This is a genomic window from Thiorhodovibrio litoralis (assembly GCF_033954455.1).
Classification (GTDB): Bacteria; Pseudomonadota; Gammaproteobacteria; order Chromatiales; family Chromatiaceae; genus Thiorhodovibrio; species Thiorhodovibrio litoralis.
Genome location: NZ_CP121473.1, coordinates 4,178,803 through 4,194,370 on the forward strand (window position 1 = coordinate 4,178,803; position 15,568 = coordinate 4,194,370).

Here is a 15,568-nt window from a genome sequence, read left to right on the forward strand (position 1 = left end):
ACAGTATCGACTACCAATTTCTGCACGGCACGGGTTAGGGCGAGTAAACTGTTAGTCAGTCTTGAGGAAAAAACGAGATCACAGCCCCTTTTGCCATTGCAAACGGGATAATTTCGCTGGGAGTTGAGTCAGAGCCCCAGCGGCGTAATTTTCAGCACAAGTGTTATTGCTCACACAGATGTCGGGAGTCAGGTCTCATGCGCATGGATTGGGCAAAAGCGTCCTTCAAACCCTTGCTTCGGCGTCTCACGCGGTGGTTACCCAAGTCGTCGCGCGCCCGTGCAATGGTTGCCGTCGGTGTTTTTGGCCTGCTGGTCTTCTCGATGCTCCAGTTGGCCTTTCAATCCTTCGCCATCCGCGAGGCGCAGCACCGCCAACAGGCACTCAACGGCATCGCCAGCGACTACGCGCAGTCCCTGCAACTTAGCCTGACCGACGCGCTCTCGGCCTTGAATGCGCTTGAATCCATTCTGATCATGGAAGACTACAACCCCAGGAAATTCGATCACTGGGGTCAAGCCCATACCATTACCCATATCTCCCCGCCCCAGCGTCGTCCGGGGCTGGACACAGCTCCCGAGTTCTGCTGAGATGCCCTTTCATCTTCAGCAAGGGGACGGGAGACCATGGACCAAGCGATTCCAAGCCGTTTATGTGGGCGCCCTTTCAACGAGACCGACTTAGCGCGCATTCGCCAGGAGATCGCGCTGGCGCAGCCGCCGCTGCGCGCGGAGATCGCTCGGCGGGTGTGCCGCGCGCTGGAGTGGACCGATATCCAAGGCCGCCCCAAGCTCATGAGTGCCCGGGTGGGACTGCTGCGGTTGCATCGTGCCGGGCTCATTGTGCTGCCGCCACCGACCTGCGGCAATGGCAATGGGCGGCGCTTCGTCCCGCGCCCCGAGTCCCGGCCCGAACCGATCCCAGTGTCCGTCCCGCTGCGCGCGCTCAGCGGCTTGCGCCTGGCGCGCGTTGATGATCGAAGGGCCTCGCAATTATGGAACGGCCTGATCGAGCGCTACCACTACCTCGGCTACAGTCCCCTGCCTGGTGCGCAGCTGCGCTACCTGATCCAGTGGGATGGCGGTCTGCTCGGCGCCATCGGCTTTGGCGCGGCGGCCTGGAAAGTCGCTGCCCGCGACCGCTGGATTGGCTGGACGCCCGCGCAGCGCCAAGCACACCTGGGACGGGTGCTCAACAACGCCCGCTTCCTCATCCTGCCCTGGGTGCAGGTCAAACACCTCGCCTCCAAGGTGCTGTCCTTGGCCGCGCGGCAAGTCAGTGTCGACTTTCCCGCCCGCTATGGCGAGCGTCTGGTGCTGCTGGAGACCTTTGTCGAGACCCCACGCTTTGCCGGGACCTGTTACCGTGCCGCCAACTGGCACGACTTGGGCGAAACCACCGGGCGCGGCAAGTGCGACCGCACCCATCGGGCCGCGCTGCCGCGCAAGGCGATCTATGTCTACCCGCTGGCGGCGGACTTCCGCGCCGCCCTGGGGGTGGTGGCATGATCGCGCTGGCCTCTGAACTGCAGGACATCTCTCTGGGCGACAAGCGCCTGAATCATCGCGCCCAACAGGTGCTTGAAACCCTCGGCGCCAAGCCGACACAAAGTATTCCCGGGGCTTGCAACGGTTGGTATGAGACCCGGGCCGCCTATCGCTTTTTCGATCATCCCACGGTCACCGCCGAGCAGATCCTCGCACCCCATTTTGCTTGTACCGAAGAACGTCTGCGCGAGCATCCGCGGGTGCTGTGTATCCAAGATACCAGCGAGCTGGACTATACAACCAAAAAAGGCATTGTCGGTCTTGGGCCACTGAACTTTGAGAGCCGCTATGGGATGTACATCCATCCCACCTTGGCGGTCACGCCCGAGCGCCTCGCGCTGGGGCTGCTGGATTTGCACACTTTTGTGCGCGAGCCCGGTAGCCTGGGCCAGGACAAAGACTCGCGCCGCCCACTGGAGGAGAAAGAAAGCGTGCGCTGGGTCGATGGCTACGCGCGCGTCAATGCGCTGGCCGAGGAACTGAGCGACACGCGCTTGACCTATGTTGCCGATCGCGAGGGCGACATCTACGACCTGTTTGTTGAAGCGCCCATCCCCGAGAACAGCGCCGATTGGCTGGTACGGGTGCAGCATCGCGACCGCTGCTTGGCCGATGGCAGAAAGCTCAATGAGGCCCTGGACGCCGCTGCGGTGCTCACCGAGATCACCTTCGAGCGTCCCGCCACCAAGGGGGCCAAAGCACGCCAGGTCACGCAGGAGATCAAGGTGGTGCGCGTGACCCTGAAGGCACCCTGGCGCCCGGATCGCACCTTGCCCGATGTCACGGTCACGGCCTTGCTCGCCACCGAGGTCAATCCACCCGCCGGCGAGGAGCCACTCAACTGGCTGTTGCTGACCAATCTGGCGGTGCAGAGCGCCCAAGAGGCCATCGAGACGCTCTCCTGGTATCTTTGCAGGTGGCAAGTGGAGATTTTTTTCCGGATCTTAAAAAGTGGCTGCCGCATCGAGGAGCTGCAGCTCGAGACGCGCGAGCGCCTGGAGCCGGCGCTCGCTTTGTACATGATCATCGCGTGGCGGGTGCTGTACCTGACCATGCTCGGGCGCGAGTGCCCGGAGTTGCCTTGCGATGCGGTCTTTGCCGAGGAGGAATGGAAGGCGGTCTATCTGGTCACCCAGAAACAAGCGCCACCCGAGCAGCCGCCCTCGCTCGATACCATGGTGCGCATGGTCGCCTCCCTGGGCGGCTTTCTCAACCGCAAATCCGATGGGTTCCCGGGACCGAAGACGCTCTGGATTGGGTTGCAGCGCATCCCCGATTTTGTCATGGCGCTGGAGGCTTACCGCAGCGTCAGGGATAGTTATGGGTAATGGTATGGGTCAAGCCATCCTCAAAACGACCCACGACATTTCTGCGGTGCAGCTCGCTCCAGCAGGCATTGTGCGTCATGTCGTCCCACGCCAAGGCAATGAGAAGGCATTGGGACATGATTTGCTCGCGGACAGTCGCCGGGATGCTGGCGCCAGAAAAGCCATCGCGCGCGATGCGATTACCTTTGTCGGCCCCGTCCGGCTGATTCAAAACGGCAAAATGGCCATCATCGCGAGGAAGCCCATTTTTCGCCCCAGCAATGATCCTGACGACTTTTGGGGTTTCGTCATCGTGCTGATTGATCTGGATACTCTCCTCAACAATCAACCGCTGTTGACGAACAATCCGGATCTGGCCTGGCGCCTGTTTGGTGAAGATCCCGACAACAATAAATCAACTGGCCACCCGCTGATCGCCGAGTCCGCGAACGCGGGTGCCGTGGAAACCTGGGATCTGTCTTACGACATTGTTGTACCTAACGGCCGCTGGCGAATGCAGTTGGCCGATGTCAAACCATCCAGCAATCAGTGGTTATTGTGGCAAATCCTGGCCGTCTTTGTGACCGCGCTTTTCTGTTGGGCCTTCTATCAGTATCTCAAGCATCAAAATGGCTTGGCCATTCGCCTGCGTTACGAAAGACATTTTGCTGGGTTTTCAAATACGCTTGCGGCGGACAAAACGGACGCGATGAGCTACTGTTTGCAAGATCCTCTCGATGCGGCTCAGTGCTCCCGCGTCTATATTTTTGAGAATTTTGTCGATCAGGAGCAGCGACCGGCGTTTCGGCAGACCCATGAAGTCTGTGCGCACGGCGTTGCATGCCAGTTGGACAATCCAAAATTGCAGCATGTCCTTTGGGAACAGGACGGTTTTGAGCGATGGCAAACTGAGCTTTCGCATGATCGGGTGATCAACGGCGTCATCGCAACCTTTCCTCCAGCGGAACGCGCCATACTCGAGCCGCAAGGTATCAAATCCATTTTAATTAGTGCCTGGCCGAAAAGTGATTTTCAACTGAAAAGACAATGCGTTAGAATACAGAGGCATTGCCAAAGTTTAGTGGATTTCGTGATCGCCCCGTCTCAAGATTGTGCGGAAGACGCTCCCAGGAATCCTGTAACCCACTGAACATTCAGCAACTATCGGAAAGCGCCGGATCAAGGACCTTCCGCGCATCGGGCTTGTTCAATCCAAACTTCGTTCATTCCAGCTTCTCCCATGCGCGACATCATCCGTGCCCAGATGCAACTTGGCGAGTGTGACATCGCCGCCATTGAGTTCGACTGCTTCTCCCGCGACGACATCCCCCGGCTGCTTCGGGGCCTGCAACACATCTACACCACCGAGGCGCTGCGCGAAGAGGTCTTTGCCATCCTCGCCGATGTGCTGCCAGTGCGCGCCGACGGGGAAGAATTCGTCAGCGCCGATACCGGGCGTCCTGGCATGTCACAGTGGCGCATTCTGGTGCTGGGCACCTTGCGCCTGGGCTTGAATGCTGACTTCGACCGGGCGCAGGAACTGGCCAACCAGCACCGCCTGGTGCGCCAGATGCTGGGGCACAGCGACTGGGCCGATGAGTATCGCTACGGCCTTCAGACCATCAAAGACAACCTGCGCCTGTTCACCCCGGAAGTGCTTGAGCGCATCAATGCCGTGGTGGTCAAGGCTGGGCATGATTTAGTCAAACCCCATCCTGACGCCCCGCTGGAAGCGCGCTGCGACTCCGTTGTCGTCGAGACCAACGTGCATTTCCCCACCGACATCAATCTGCTGCTGGACGCCGTGCGCAAGGCCATCGAGATCTCGGCGTCGTTGTGCGCAGACCATGGCCTCACCGACTGGCGCCAAAGCGCCTACAACATCCGTTGTCTGAGAAAGCTCTATCGGCGCCTGCAGCAACTCAAGCGCTCCACCTCCAAGGATGAAGCCAAGCGCGCCGCGCGTCTGGAGGACATTCACGCCGCCTATCGTGCGTATCTCGAGCAGGCCGAGCAGTTCCTCGCGCGCGCCAAGGACACCCGCTACAAGCTCGCGGTGTTTTGCCATGTCCCGGCTGAACAATTCACCCTGCTCGATGACTGCATCGCCTATGCCGAGCTGCTCATTGACCAGATCGAGCGTCGCGTCCTGCAGGGCGAGCGCATTCCTCATGAGGAGAAAGTCTTCTCCATCTTTGAGCCCCATACCGAATGGATCGCTAAAGGCAAGGCCGGCACCCCGGTGGAGCTCGGCGTGCGTGTGGCCATCAGCGAGGATCAGTTCGGCTTTATCCTTCACCATCGGGTGATGTTCGGCGAAACCGACGATCAAGTCGCGGTGCCCATCGCCACCCGTTTGAGCGCCTGCTACCCGCGCATCAAAAGCCTCAGTTTCGACAAAGGCTTCCACAGTCCCAGCAACCAAAAGCAGCTCGCCGAGGTCATCGACTTCCCGGTGTTGCCCAAGAAAGGCAAGTGCAACGCCGCCGAGCTTGAACGCGAACAGGATCCCGAATTCCGCCGGCGCAAACGCCAGCACTCGGCGGTCGAATCGGCGATCAACGCCTTGGAAGCCCATGGTCTTGATCGCTGTCCCGACCATGGCGAAGAGGGCTTCGAGCGCTATGTCGCTCTTGCGGTGCTGGGGCGCAACATCCATCGCCTTGGGGCCGTCCTGATTGCCCGCGATGCGGAAGCTGAGCGCCAGCGACGCAAACGCGAGCGCCTAAAACGCGCCGCCTGAAGCGATTCCGCGGGGCGCTGCCAAGCGGTCCCAAGGGGTTGTCTGTCTGGAGCTTGACCTTTATGCGAATTATTCGCAATAAGCGCGTCCGCGCCGCTGCCAGCAAAGAAAAGTCGTAGACCAACCGTGCTTTCTGCTGCTGGCTCCGGCAAGGGATTGTCAAAAAATCGAGTTTTCGGTCAGGCACTAATTATCCCGATTTGGTCTCACGACCAATGGTTCGGGTTCATTGGGTTTGATGAAGTCCACACAGCAAAACAGTGGACAGATGACGATGTCAATTTGTTGCGCGCCGCCTCGCAGGCCTTAGGTCTGTATCTGGATCGGAAGCAGACGCAAGCCTTGCTCGAAGCGAGCGAGGAAGAATTCCGCGTGGCCTTTCAACATGCGAATGACGGCATTTGCATTGTGGATCTCGCTGGAAAGATCACCCGAGTCAATGACCGGATGTGCGACCTCTTCGGCTATTCCAGGGCCGAGTTTGCCTCCATGACGGTGAATGACCTCACACATGCGAGCGACAAAGATGTTAGTTCACGCTTCATTGCGCGCAGCATTGCCGGAGAGATCACCAGCGACATATTTGAAAAGCGCCATATCCGCAAAGACGGTCAGATGATCTGGAGTCGGATATCCAGCACCCTGGTGCGCGACTCCCAGGGCAAGCCGTTGCACTTTATCTCGCATATGCAGGACATCACGCTGCTGAAAGAAACGGTTCAGGCCCTGGAGGAAGGAGAGGCCAGATATCGCCTGCTGGCTGATCATGCCGCCGATGCGATCTGGACCATGGATGAGCACCAGAACTACACCTTCGTCAGCCCGGCGTTCGAGCGCCTCTATGGTTACAGGTTAGAGGAACTCGGTCGCGGATTGCCGGAAAAGCTGATTCCAGCCGATTCCCGGAAGGTCATTATGAGCCATGAGGCCAAGCGCATGGCGTCCATCAAGGCGGGAAACCCGGATCGTTCTCCTTATCGAATTGAGGTGGAAAAGCACACCAAAGACGGTCGGAGCCTGTGGATTGAATCCACCACTACGCCCGTTTTTGATGAGTATGACAAATACTGCGGCATCGTCGGTGTCAGCCGGGATGTTACTGACCGCAAGCGGGCTGACGATGCGCTCAAAGCCAGTGAAGAAAAAATGCGACTTCTCGCCACCGTTGACGATTTGACGAAACTCCCGAATCGTCGTCACTTTCTTGACCTGGCGAAGCATGAGTTGGAACGCTGCCTCCGTTATCCACATCACTTTTCCCTGATCCTATTCGACGTCGACCATTTCAAGAAGGTCAACGATATCTACGGACATAATGTGGGTGACGGGGTACTCATGGCCATTGCCGCAGCCGTGCTAAGGACACTGCGGGAGGTGGATATCTCCGCCCGTTTTGGCGGCGAGGAGTTCGTGGCAGGGCTGCCCGAAACTGGCATAGAGGAAGCGATGCAGGTCGCCGAGCGCCTGCGCGCAGCCGTCGAGGACACCCAGATCGAGCTTGATGACGACCAGGAACTTCAGGTGACCATCAGCCTGGGTGTGGTCGAGCTCGATGATACCAGTCCCGACCTGGACGCCCTGCTCAAACACGCCGACTTGGCCATGTACGCGGCCAAGCGCAACGGTCGCAATCGGGTCGAACGCCATACGCCAGGCATGGTGCTTGGCGCGGATGAATGATGATCGACATCCCAACATCACCCGCTTTAACGCAAGGTCCGTTTAACGGCGCTGTCTGCAATGACTATCTTGCCGCTCTTTGGGTTTGTCATGCTGGAGAAAACCTCGACAACCTGGCCGTCGCGGTTGATGAGGTACTTGTAGAAGTTCCACTTGGGATACATCCCGGTCTGCGCGGCCAGATACTGAAACAGCGGACTAGTACCTCATTTCAGCTTAACTTGCGGATATAAGTGCTTCAACTTCACACGCGCTTTGTCGTTGGTGAATTGCCAGTCGACGCCGATTTGGGCCTCGTTGCGTTGTTCTGCCCAGGCGGCGGTTTCGCGGCGAAGCGTTTCGATATCGCCGATGCGGCGGTCTAGGCACTGCTTGGTCATGACACTGAGTTCGATTTCGGCAATGTCCAACCAGCTGCCGTGCTTTGGTGTGTAGTGGATTTCCAAGCGCTCGATCAACCGCCGCGCTTCCTCAGGTGGGAAGGCTTTGTACAGAGAGGCGGGCGTATGCGTATTGAGGTTGTCCCAGACGATAACGACTTTCTCGGCGTCGGGATAGTCCACGTCCAGCAATGTCTTGATTTCTTGGGCTAAATCGATCGCGGTTTTGGTTTCGCGCACACTGACTTTGCGCCATTGCCCCAAGGGTTCTGTGATCATGAAGTTCACCGCCGTACCGGCGCGCTCATATTCATAATCGTAGCGTTCGGGTTGGCCCGGTTGCATCGGCAGGGGCTGGCGTGTCTCGGCAATCAACTGGGTCGGTTGTTCATCAATGCAGACAACTGGCTTCTTGGGGTCGTAGGGGCGGCGGTAGACCTCCAGGACATCTTCCATTTGCGCCACAAAGGCGGCGTCTTCCCCGGGGGGAATCACCCAGCACTTGCGCCGATGCGGTTGGAGTGCGTTTTTTTTAGTGCGCGCATCACCGTGGGTGCCGAGATGCTCTCAACGACATCCAGTTCCACCAACTTCCCCGCGAGTAAATTCAACGTCCAGCGCGCGTATCCGGGAGGCGGCTCGCTACAGGCAATTTGCACCAACCGCGCCTGCTTTTCCCCATCGAGCAGGGGCTCGCAGCTCGGGTGCTCACGTTGCTTGCGTGAAAGCGCCGCTTCAAATCCTTGTTCGACGAACCGCTCGCGAATGCTGAAGACAGTGCGCGGCGCGCAACCGAACGCCTCAGCGGCTTGTGCATCGCTCCAATTCGCCCCTTCGGCATCGACCTTGAGCAATACATTCGCATGTTTGATCTTCTGCGCCGCCGCTTGCCCTTTGCTCACCAGGTCTTCCAACAAACCACGCTCTTCATCGCTGAGACGGACTACATATTTCTTTGTCATAGCGGTATCTCCTTCTGCAATGCTCTAAGAGATACCACTAGCGGCTTGTTTTCGCAACATAAGCCGAAATAAGGTACTAGTGATCCATCCCTTTGGCGACGGAACCAAGCCCAGGTCACTGTGCTTGCCGAGTGACGGGATGCGATTCGTAACAGCTTTCCACCGGCCAAGTCGCTGGCGTGAGCGGGCTAGTTGCGCGACGATAGCGGCGTTTCGTCACCATTGCTGGAGGTGCCCTCATGGAAGCACTGAAACTGAACACCCTCGACGATCTGCTCCTGTGCCCGGACGAGCGGATGGAACTGATCAACGGCGACATCGTCCGGCGGCCGATGGCGCGCATCGCGCACGGCGTCGCACAAGGCAACCTGCGCGTCGAGCTCTATCCGTTCGCCAGCCCCGATGGCCCCGGCGGTGGCTGGTGGTTTGCCACCGAGGTCAGCGTGGCCTACGAGGTTCACGAATGCCCATCGCACGATCTGGCCGGCTGGCGACGGGAGCGGCTGCCCCGGCTGCCTGAAGGCGTCATCGATCTGCCGCCGGATTGGGTCTGCGAGATCGTTTCACCGGGACATGAGCGGAAAGACACCCTGGTAGTGCCGCTGCTGCTGAAGCGTCATCGCGTGCCCCATTACTGGCTGATCTGGCCCGAGGAGCGGCGGCTGATCGCCTACCATCTGAGCGATGGCGATTGGCGCGAGATCGCCATTCTTGAGGGCGGCGAGCGCGCCCGTATCCCGCCATTCGACGCTATCGAGCTGGAGCTGGATGCTCTGCTCGGTCGTGGCTGAATTAAAGGCCGGCAATTGCTTGAACTACTCGATGACCGCCACGGCCAGCGCGCCACGCTGATCACCAGCCAGGTGCCGGTGGAGCATTGGCATGGGCTGATCGGTGATCCAACGCTGGCTGACGCAATCCTTGACCGCTTGCTCCATAGCGCCTATCGCCTGACCTTGAAGGGGGAGTCGCTGCGCAAACGCCGCGCACCGAACTTGACCGCTGGGACGGTGAGCGAGTAACAATGAAACCCCTGCGTCGCTTCGCTCCGACTGCCCGGCCGGATGGGCCTGGAAATGGTGGCCGGATGACGGTGGAATAGGTGGCCGGATGCTCTGGAATGCGCAATTGGATCAAAGACACTCTTGAAGTCGAGCCGATGCCCTTCGTGCAAGTGCTCGCTGGGGTGATGGGATCCAGGCGATGAATTCGCGTGAGCTGACCGGGCGATTGGCAGGTGTTACAGAAGCGGCTTCTTGCACTAGACTAGTACATAGACCAGTTTATTGGAGTTTCGCGATGTTTGTTGAAATCGGCTCTTACGATGCGAAGACCAAGCTGCCCGAATTGTTGCGCCAAGTTCAGGGTGGGCGTCACTACAGGATCACGCTACGCGGAAAACCCATGGCCGATCTGGTGCCGACAGACGAATCTCATGCGGACGACAGGTGTGCCGCCATTGCCGCGATGCGTGCCTTCCCGAGGGTGCGGGCTCTTGATCCAGCGACGGTCAGCGACTGGATTCGCGAGGGTCGGCGATGAAGCTGGTACTCGACGCCTCCATGGCGTTGGCCTGGATCTTCGAGCGCGTCGATCCACAAGAAAACGCGCGAGCGGACCAGTTGTTGGAGGCGATGATCGGGCTGGAAGTCGGGGTTCCGGTGCTATGGCATACCGAGGTGGCGAATGCGTTGCTCGTGGCTGAACGACGCAATGTAGTCACTCAGGCGCAAGTCATCGACTATTTGCACCGCTTGTCACGCTTACCGATTGAGACCGATGCCTTAACGGTGGCGAGTCGCCGGGATTTCGTGATGGCACTGGGGCGCGAGCATCGACTGTCAGCCTATGATGCCACCTATCTCGAACTGACCCTGCGGACAGGATCGGTTCTGGCTTCTTTCGACGCCAAACTCGTTGAGGCCGCGCGCCAAGCGGGAGCAAGCATCTACGATTCAGCATAACAGCACCAGAATCATGAACTGCTGGCCGATTCCATTGATGCGCTGATCAAACAGCAAAACCAGGATTTTGACCAGGCGGCCGATTAGGTGTTGACCAAGAATCGCGAGTTGTATCGACGCCTGGCCTGATGCGTCATCTTTCGCTTGGTTGGAATGGGACATCGCGCTGATCTGGACTAATGATTATGCCCGAGAACTATTTAACGACCCGTAACGGGCGCAAAATCTTGCTCAACAAGCGAACAGAAGACGCCGCCATCACAAAAGGCGGCGCTATCCGATCCGGACGCACGCCCGCTAACCGACTCCGAATGGGCAGCAGTCAAACCAGGGTTGCACCATGGCGAGCGCCCCTTGTCGGCCGCACGCCAGGTCTCGACCACCATCTGCTTCGACGCCGACGTGCTCGCTGCAATGGAGGCCACCGGCCCGGGCTGGCAACAGCGCATCAATGACGCCATACGCGCGCTCTTCTTCCAATCAACCCAAAACTCATAGCGGATTGAACCCTTGACAACCACGCTGCGCCTGTTCGCGCTCAATCGTCTGGCTATCGAGCCCAGCACGGCCTGGTATCTGAACGACCTAGGCGAGCTGCGCGGCAAGCAGGAACTCTATACCCAGCAGGCACCACAGCGTCTCAAGGCCCTGCGGGAATCGGCCATGGTCGAAAGCGCGCTGTCATCGAACCGCATCGAGGGCGTCAGTGTTGATCCCCAGCGGGTGCGAGATGTCCTGGCGGCACCACGACCGATCTTCCGTGACCGGGATGAAGAAGAAGTCCGCGGCTATCGCGATGCGCTGGAGCTGATTCACCAGCAGGCCCGCGACTTGTCAATCAGCCAGGAAACAGTCTGCCGCCTCCATGGGCTGGCACGGGGCCAGATCTGGGATGCCGGGCAGTACAAATCGAAAGACAGCGACATCATCGAGCGGTATCCTAACGGCTCAGAGCGGATACGCTTTCGCACCGTTAAGGCGTTGGACACGGAAGCAGCCATGGCGAGCCTGATCCACGACTGGCAGTCGTGCCGCGCTGAGCGCTGGATTCCGCCACTGCTGGCCCTGGCCGCCTTTAATCTGGACTTTTTGTGCATACACCCCTTCCGCGACGGCAATGGTCGTGTCTCGCGTCTGCTATGGCTGTTGCAGAGTCTCCAACTGGGTTACGAGGTCGGTCGTTACATCAGCTTGGAACGCTTGGTGGAGCAGAACAAGGACCGCTATTACGAAACCTTGGAGGAAAGCTCACGAGGCTGGCACACAGCAGAGCACAATCCTTGGCCCTACATCCATTATGTGCTGTCAATCATGAAGGAGGCCTACCGCGACTTCGTCGATCGGGTGGGGGAGATCAAGGCCCCGCGCGGGGAGAAGCGCGAGATGGTTCTCAACGGCATCGAGCGGCTTCTGGCTAAACCGGGCAGCGCCTGCAAAATTAGCGAGCTTGAGCAAGTCTGTCCAAGTGTCAGTCGCGACATGATCCGCCACGTCCTGCGCGAACAGCAATCCCGGGGAATCATCGCCTGCTCGGGGCGCGGCGCGGGTGCGACCTGGTCTCGCGGCGGCGTTCAGGGCTAGAATAAGGGTAATGAATGACCCTTGAATAAGGGTAATGAAAGGGGTAATAACCCATGGATGAGGTGCCAGGATGCTTCCTTCGCTGATCGTTGATGAAGTCCGCCACGGAGTCGCGGAAACCCTGCGGGTGCAGTTTGAGCCGTCGACGGCGCTGTTCCGGGACGCGGTGCGCAGGCTGATCGAGCAGCCGAACTGGATCAAGGGGCCTTATGTGCAGCTTGGGCTGCCCTTTGTTGCTGGCACCCGCGGGCAGGATTTCTTTTCCGGCTTCCAAACCGAGCATCCGGCGCATCTGCACCAGAAGCAGGCCTGGACGCACTGCTACAGCCAAGAGCGTTCCACCCTGATCGCCACCGGTACCGGCTCGGGCAAAACCGAGTGTGAGAAGCTGCGCTGAGTATCGCGACGCTCATTGCCCAAACAGCCAATGGGTTTTCTGTCGCAAGGATGGGTCACGGATGCGCTCTTCAAGCACAGGCTTTGCTAGGGCGTGCAAGGATGTCGGCATCAGCGATTTTCGCTTTCATGATCTCCGCCATACCTGTGCCGCGTGGCTCGTTCAGGCTGGGGTTCCGCTGACCGAAGTCCGAGATGTTCTTGGCCATAGCACGATCAAGATGACCGAGCGTTACGCTCATCTTGCCCCGGAAAATATCCGTAACGCGGTGGCGGTCCTCGACCTTGAGTCACGATTTAGTCACGGTGCCAAATCGACCAAGAATGAGGACGCTCACAAAGATGCTGTAAGTTATTGATTTGGCGGAGAGGGTGTCCGCTGGATACCTGTCCGCACCGTCTGCTACCGTCTGCTAAACCGCTGATATAAATGGGAGTCGCTGTCCTTATCGTCTGCTATTGTCTGGTGCGAGCCGATGCATGTTTGTATACTGGCTTGTATACCGACATCAGCGGAGGGTCCAGACATGGCGGCAATTCACAAGCTCACAGACAGGCAGGCGCAGACCGCGCGCAAGACCATCAGCGACGGCGGCAACCTGTATCTGGTTGTCGGCAAGAATGGTAGCAAGAAATGGGTCTTTCGCTACAGCTACAGCGGCAAGTCCCGCGCGAAAGGACTCGGCAGCTACCCGAGCACAACCCTGGCAGATGCGCGCGACCAGGCGGCTAAGGCGCGCGACCAGCTCAAGGCCGGCGTTGACCCGCTCGATGCTCCCGTCGACGATGCTGATGCAGAGCCGTCGGTCCCTTCCTTCACCCAGGTAGCAGCGCGCTTTATCCGTGGTCGCAAGCGGTCATGGTCTAACCCGAAGCATCGGCGTCAGTGGGTCTCGACCATGCGGACTTACGCGCGGCCAGTCATCGGCAGCAAGCCGGTCGACAGCATCACAACAGCGGATGTGCTGGCTATCCTCGAGCCGATATGGCACTCCCGCACAGAGACGGCAAAGCGGGTGCAAGGTCGGGTGGAGAATATCCTCGACTTCGCATCGGCGCATGGGTGGCGCGATCCGCTCAACCCGGCAAGGTGGCGCGGCCATCTGGACAAGCTCTTGCCAGCGGCGGCGAAGGTGAAGCGGCAAAAGACAGGCGGCGTCACCCGGCATCACCCGGCGCTTGACCACCGAGACCTCCCGCGCTTCTATGCAGAGCTTGTGGCCACCGAGGGTCTGTCCGCGCTGGCGCTTCGCTGGCTGATCCTCACGGCCACCAGGACATCAGAGACGCTCAAAGCGACGTGGTCGGAGATAGACCTCGAGTCAGGCGTCTGGTCGATACCTGGCGAGCGGATGAAGACCCGCGTTGACCACCGCGTCCCGCTCACAGATGAGATGCGCGCCATCCTCGACCAGCTCCCGCGCGTCGACGGCGAAGACTGGCTATTTCCAGGCGAGCGCAAAGGCAAGCCGCTGTCGAATATGGCGCTACTGATGCAGATGCGCCGCATGGGCTACGGCGTCAAAGGCACGCGCGGAGATGCGGTTCCGCATGGCATGCGCGCGACATTCAAGACATGGTCTGGCGAAGTCTCGACCGCACCGAGAGAGATAGTCGAAGCAGCTCTTGCGCATGCGCTCGAGAGCAAGGTGGAGCAGGCTTACCAGAGAGGCGACTTGCTCGCAAAGCGGCGGCGCTTGATGGAGCAGTGGAGCGACTGGTGCACCAGGCCATCGGCTGACGTGGTCGACCTGGCAGAGCGGCGCAAGGCCGGCTGAATTTTCAGCTCCCGAGGGTTTGCGACTGCGACTCTTGCGACTCTTGCGACACTTGGCGGCAAGTTTGGCGCGTCTGTCAGGGTATCAAGACATCCTGTGTTAGCGGCTGAACAAACCTGCGGATAAACGGTGAAGTCCAGCCGCCCGACAAAGCGACGCCCTCGCTGAAGGCGAAGGGTGAGCCACCGAACAGCGAGCCGCGCCCGGTGGCCGGTGAAGGTCACTCAGAACGGATCATCGTTGTAGAAAGGAAACAACGGCAAGGGCAGCTGACGTTCATCGCGCAGTTGCTCCTGATAGGCCTGTTCGCGGGCCTCGGCGATAGCGAGGCCATGGATCTCATAAATTCCCTCGCAGAGCATCTCCAACCAGTCAACGACCGCCAGCGCCTGCTCGGGCGACCAATCATAGGGAATCATCGGGGGTGGATACATGCTCCTCTCCTGGCTGTGCTGGAGGCGTCTTTGACGCCGGCTTGGTCCGTGCCGCGCGCTGCTCACGCCGCCGCGTCGCGGACTCCTTCGCCTCCTTGAGCCGATAGGACTCCCCATCGATCTGAATGATCTCCGCGTGATGGACCAAGCGATCGATCAGCGACACCACACAGGCGGCATTGGGAAACACCTCCCCCCACTCGGCAAAGGGGCGGTTCGTTGTCACCAGGGTCGGATGCCTCTCATAGCGGCGTGACACCACCTCAAAGAGCAAATCCGCGTGGCGGTTGGAATACGACAGATACCCGATCTCATCGATCAGCAACAGCTGCACGCGGGCATAGGCATTCAGGCGCGCGCGCAGCGCCCGCTCCCCGTCGGCTTCCAGCAGCGCATTGAGCATCGCCGCCGCCGACGTGCACAGCACCGTGCGCCCGGCCAGCACCGCCTGCCGCGCCAGATTGCGCGCAATCGTCGTCTTGCCCACCCCGTTGGGGCCGATCAGCACCACATTCAGCGCCTCGGCGACAAAGCCAAGGCCCATCAACTCCTCAATCGCCGCGCGATCACAGCGCTTGGGCCAATTCCAATCGAAATCCGCCAGTGGTGTGAACCGCCCCAAGTGCGCCTGCTTCATGCGTCGCTCCAGCGAGCGCTGCGCCCGGGCCTCTTCCTCCCACTGCAACACGCTCACCAGCCAAGGCGCGTCCACCACCTCCGCCCAATGCGCCAGCACCCCATAGAGCTTCAGCGCCTGGGCGCGTTGTTTCAGCATCTGCGGATCCTGTTCACTCAT

The 15,568-nt window shown here is 59.6% G+C and carries 18 protein-coding genes and 1 pseudogene; 15 read left to right on the forward strand and 4 right to left on the reverse strand.

Features of this window, described 5'->3' with window-relative positions:
- Positions 1-203 precede the first annotated feature (203 nt).
- From Thiosp_RS18955 to Thiosp_RS18980, 6 genes are all read left to right on the forward strand, one after another.
- The gene (locus tag Thiosp_RS18955; RefSeq protein WP_201068184.1) at positions 204-590 is read left to right on the forward strand and encodes a hypothetical protein; all 387 of its coding nucleotides are present in this window, start codon (positions 204-206) and stop codon (positions 588-590) included.
- A gap of 36 nt (positions 591-626) precedes the next feature.
- Positions 627-1,508 (forward strand): DUF4338 domain-containing protein, encoded by an 882-nt coding sequence (locus tag Thiosp_RS18960; protein WP_323696489.1) that lies wholly within the window; start codon positions 627-629, stop codon positions 1,506-1,508.
- The gene (locus tag Thiosp_RS18965) at positions 1,505-2,875 is read left to right on the forward strand and encodes an IS4 family transposase (protein ID WP_323696605.1); all 1,371 of its coding nucleotides are present in this window, start codon (positions 1,505-1,507) and stop codon (positions 2,873-2,875) included. The genes Thiosp_RS18960 and Thiosp_RS18965 overlap by 4 nt, the downstream gene beginning before the upstream one ends.
- 4 nt (positions 2,876-2,879) lie before the next feature.
- Positions 2,880-4,004 carry a CHASE domain-containing protein gene (locus Thiosp_RS18970; protein ID WP_323696606.1) on the forward strand — a complete coding sequence of 375 codons (1,125 nt, stop codon included), beginning with the start codon at positions 2,880-2,882 and terminating at the stop codon, positions 4,002-4,004.
- Positions 4,005-4,094: 90 nt separating this feature from the next.
- Complete coding sequence (locus tag Thiosp_RS18975; protein WP_323696607.1) at positions 4,095-5,597, forward strand: ISNCY family transposase; 1,503 nt, start codon at positions 4,095-4,097, stop codon at positions 5,595-5,597.
- 126 nt (positions 5,598-5,723) lie between these two features.
- Positions 5,724-7,277 (forward strand): PAS domain S-box protein, encoded by a 1,554-nt coding sequence (locus Thiosp_RS18980; RefSeq protein WP_323696608.1) that lies wholly within the window; start codon positions 5,724-5,726, stop codon positions 7,275-7,277.
- Between the two features lie 206 nt (positions 7,278-7,483).
- Here the strand turns inward: Thiosp_RS18980 and Thiosp_RS18985 are convergent.
- Positions 7,484-8,619 (reverse strand): IS630 family transposase gene (locus tag Thiosp_RS18985; protein WP_323696471.1). Its coding sequence is split into 2 segments (ribosomal slippage): positions 7,484-8,193 and positions 8,193-8,619, totalling 1,137 coding nucleotides; the frame shifts between segments, so codons are not numbered across the junction.
- 239 nt (positions 8,620-8,858) lie between these two features.
- Between Thiosp_RS18985 and Thiosp_RS24815 the strand changes: the two genes are divergently transcribed.
- From Thiosp_RS24815 to Thiosp_RS19000, 4 genes and pseudogenes are all read left to right on the forward strand, one after another.
- Positions 8,859-9,410: a Uma2 family endonuclease gene (locus Thiosp_RS24815; protein WP_201063560.1), complete on the forward strand. Its 552-nt coding sequence runs from the start codon at positions 8,859-8,861 to the stop codon at positions 9,408-9,410.
- 9 nt (positions 9,411-9,419) lie between these two features.
- Positions 9,420-9,641: pseudogene (locus tag Thiosp_RS24820) on the forward strand (ATP-binding protein); the annotation flags it as partial.
- A 277-nt stretch (positions 9,642-9,918) separates the two neighbouring features.
- Positions 9,919-10,161 (forward strand): type II toxin-antitoxin system Phd/YefM family antitoxin, encoded by a 243-nt coding sequence (locus Thiosp_RS18995; RefSeq protein WP_201063562.1) that lies wholly within the window; start codon positions 9,919-9,921, stop codon positions 10,159-10,161.
- On the forward strand, positions 10,158-10,583 hold the full coding sequence (locus tag Thiosp_RS19000; RefSeq protein WP_201063570.1) for a type II toxin-antitoxin system VapC family toxin: 426 nt from the start codon (positions 10,158-10,160) through the stop codon (positions 10,581-10,583). The genes Thiosp_RS18995 and Thiosp_RS19000 overlap by 4 nt, the downstream gene beginning before the upstream one ends.
- Here Thiosp_RS19000 and Thiosp_RS19005 read toward each other — a convergent pair.
- Complete coding sequence (locus Thiosp_RS19005; protein WP_201063572.1) at positions 10,575-10,745, reverse strand: hypothetical protein; 171 nt, start codon at positions 10,743-10,745, stop codon at positions 10,575-10,577. The genes Thiosp_RS19000 and Thiosp_RS19005 overlap by 9 nt on opposite strands.
- Before the next feature lie 171 nt (positions 10,746-10,916).
- On the opposite strand from Thiosp_RS19005, the gene Thiosp_RS19010 reads away from it, so the two are divergent.
- The 5 genes from Thiosp_RS19010 (at position 10,917) to Thiosp_RS19030 (ending at position 14,338) form a co-directional block, all read left to right on the forward strand.
- Positions 10,917-11,081 carry a BrnA antitoxin family protein gene (locus Thiosp_RS19010; RefSeq protein WP_242518252.1) on the forward strand — a complete coding sequence of 55 codons (165 nt, stop codon included), beginning with the start codon at positions 10,917-10,919 and terminating at the stop codon, positions 11,079-11,081.
- A 12-nt stretch (positions 11,082-11,093) separates the two neighbouring features.
- Complete coding sequence (locus Thiosp_RS19015) at positions 11,094-12,164, forward strand: Fic family protein (RefSeq protein WP_201063574.1); 1,071 nt, start codon at positions 11,094-11,096, stop codon at positions 12,162-12,164.
- Between the two features lie 70 nt (positions 12,165-12,234).
- Positions 12,235-12,561: a hypothetical protein gene (locus Thiosp_RS19020; protein WP_201063576.1), complete on the forward strand. Its 327-nt coding sequence runs from the start codon at positions 12,235-12,237 to the stop codon at positions 12,559-12,561.
- Positions 12,545-12,919: a site-specific integrase gene (locus tag Thiosp_RS19025; RefSeq protein WP_323696609.1), complete on the forward strand. Its 375-nt coding sequence runs from the start codon at positions 12,545-12,547 to the stop codon at positions 12,917-12,919. The genes Thiosp_RS19020 and Thiosp_RS19025 overlap by 17 nt, the downstream gene beginning before the upstream one ends.
- Before the next feature lie 168 nt (positions 12,920-13,087).
- Positions 13,088-14,338 carry a tyrosine-type recombinase/integrase gene (locus tag Thiosp_RS19030; RefSeq protein ID WP_323696610.1) on the forward strand — a complete coding sequence of 417 codons (1,251 nt, stop codon included), beginning with the start codon at positions 13,088-13,090 and terminating at the stop codon, positions 14,336-14,338.
- 224 nt (positions 14,339-14,562) lie between these two features.
- On the opposite strand, the gene Thiosp_RS19035 is transcribed toward Thiosp_RS19030, so the two are convergent.
- Positions 14,563-14,772 carry a hypothetical protein gene (locus Thiosp_RS19035; RefSeq protein ID WP_323696578.1) on the reverse strand — a complete coding sequence of 70 codons (210 nt, stop codon included), beginning with the start codon at positions 14,770-14,772 and terminating at the stop codon, positions 14,563-14,565.
- Positions 14,744-15,568 (reverse strand): IS21-like element helper ATPase IstB, encoded by an 825-nt coding sequence (gene istB, locus Thiosp_RS19040; RefSeq protein WP_201062932.1) that lies wholly within the window; start codon positions 15,566-15,568, stop codon positions 14,744-14,746. Before istB ends, Thiosp_RS19035 begins: the two co-directional genes overlap by 29 nt.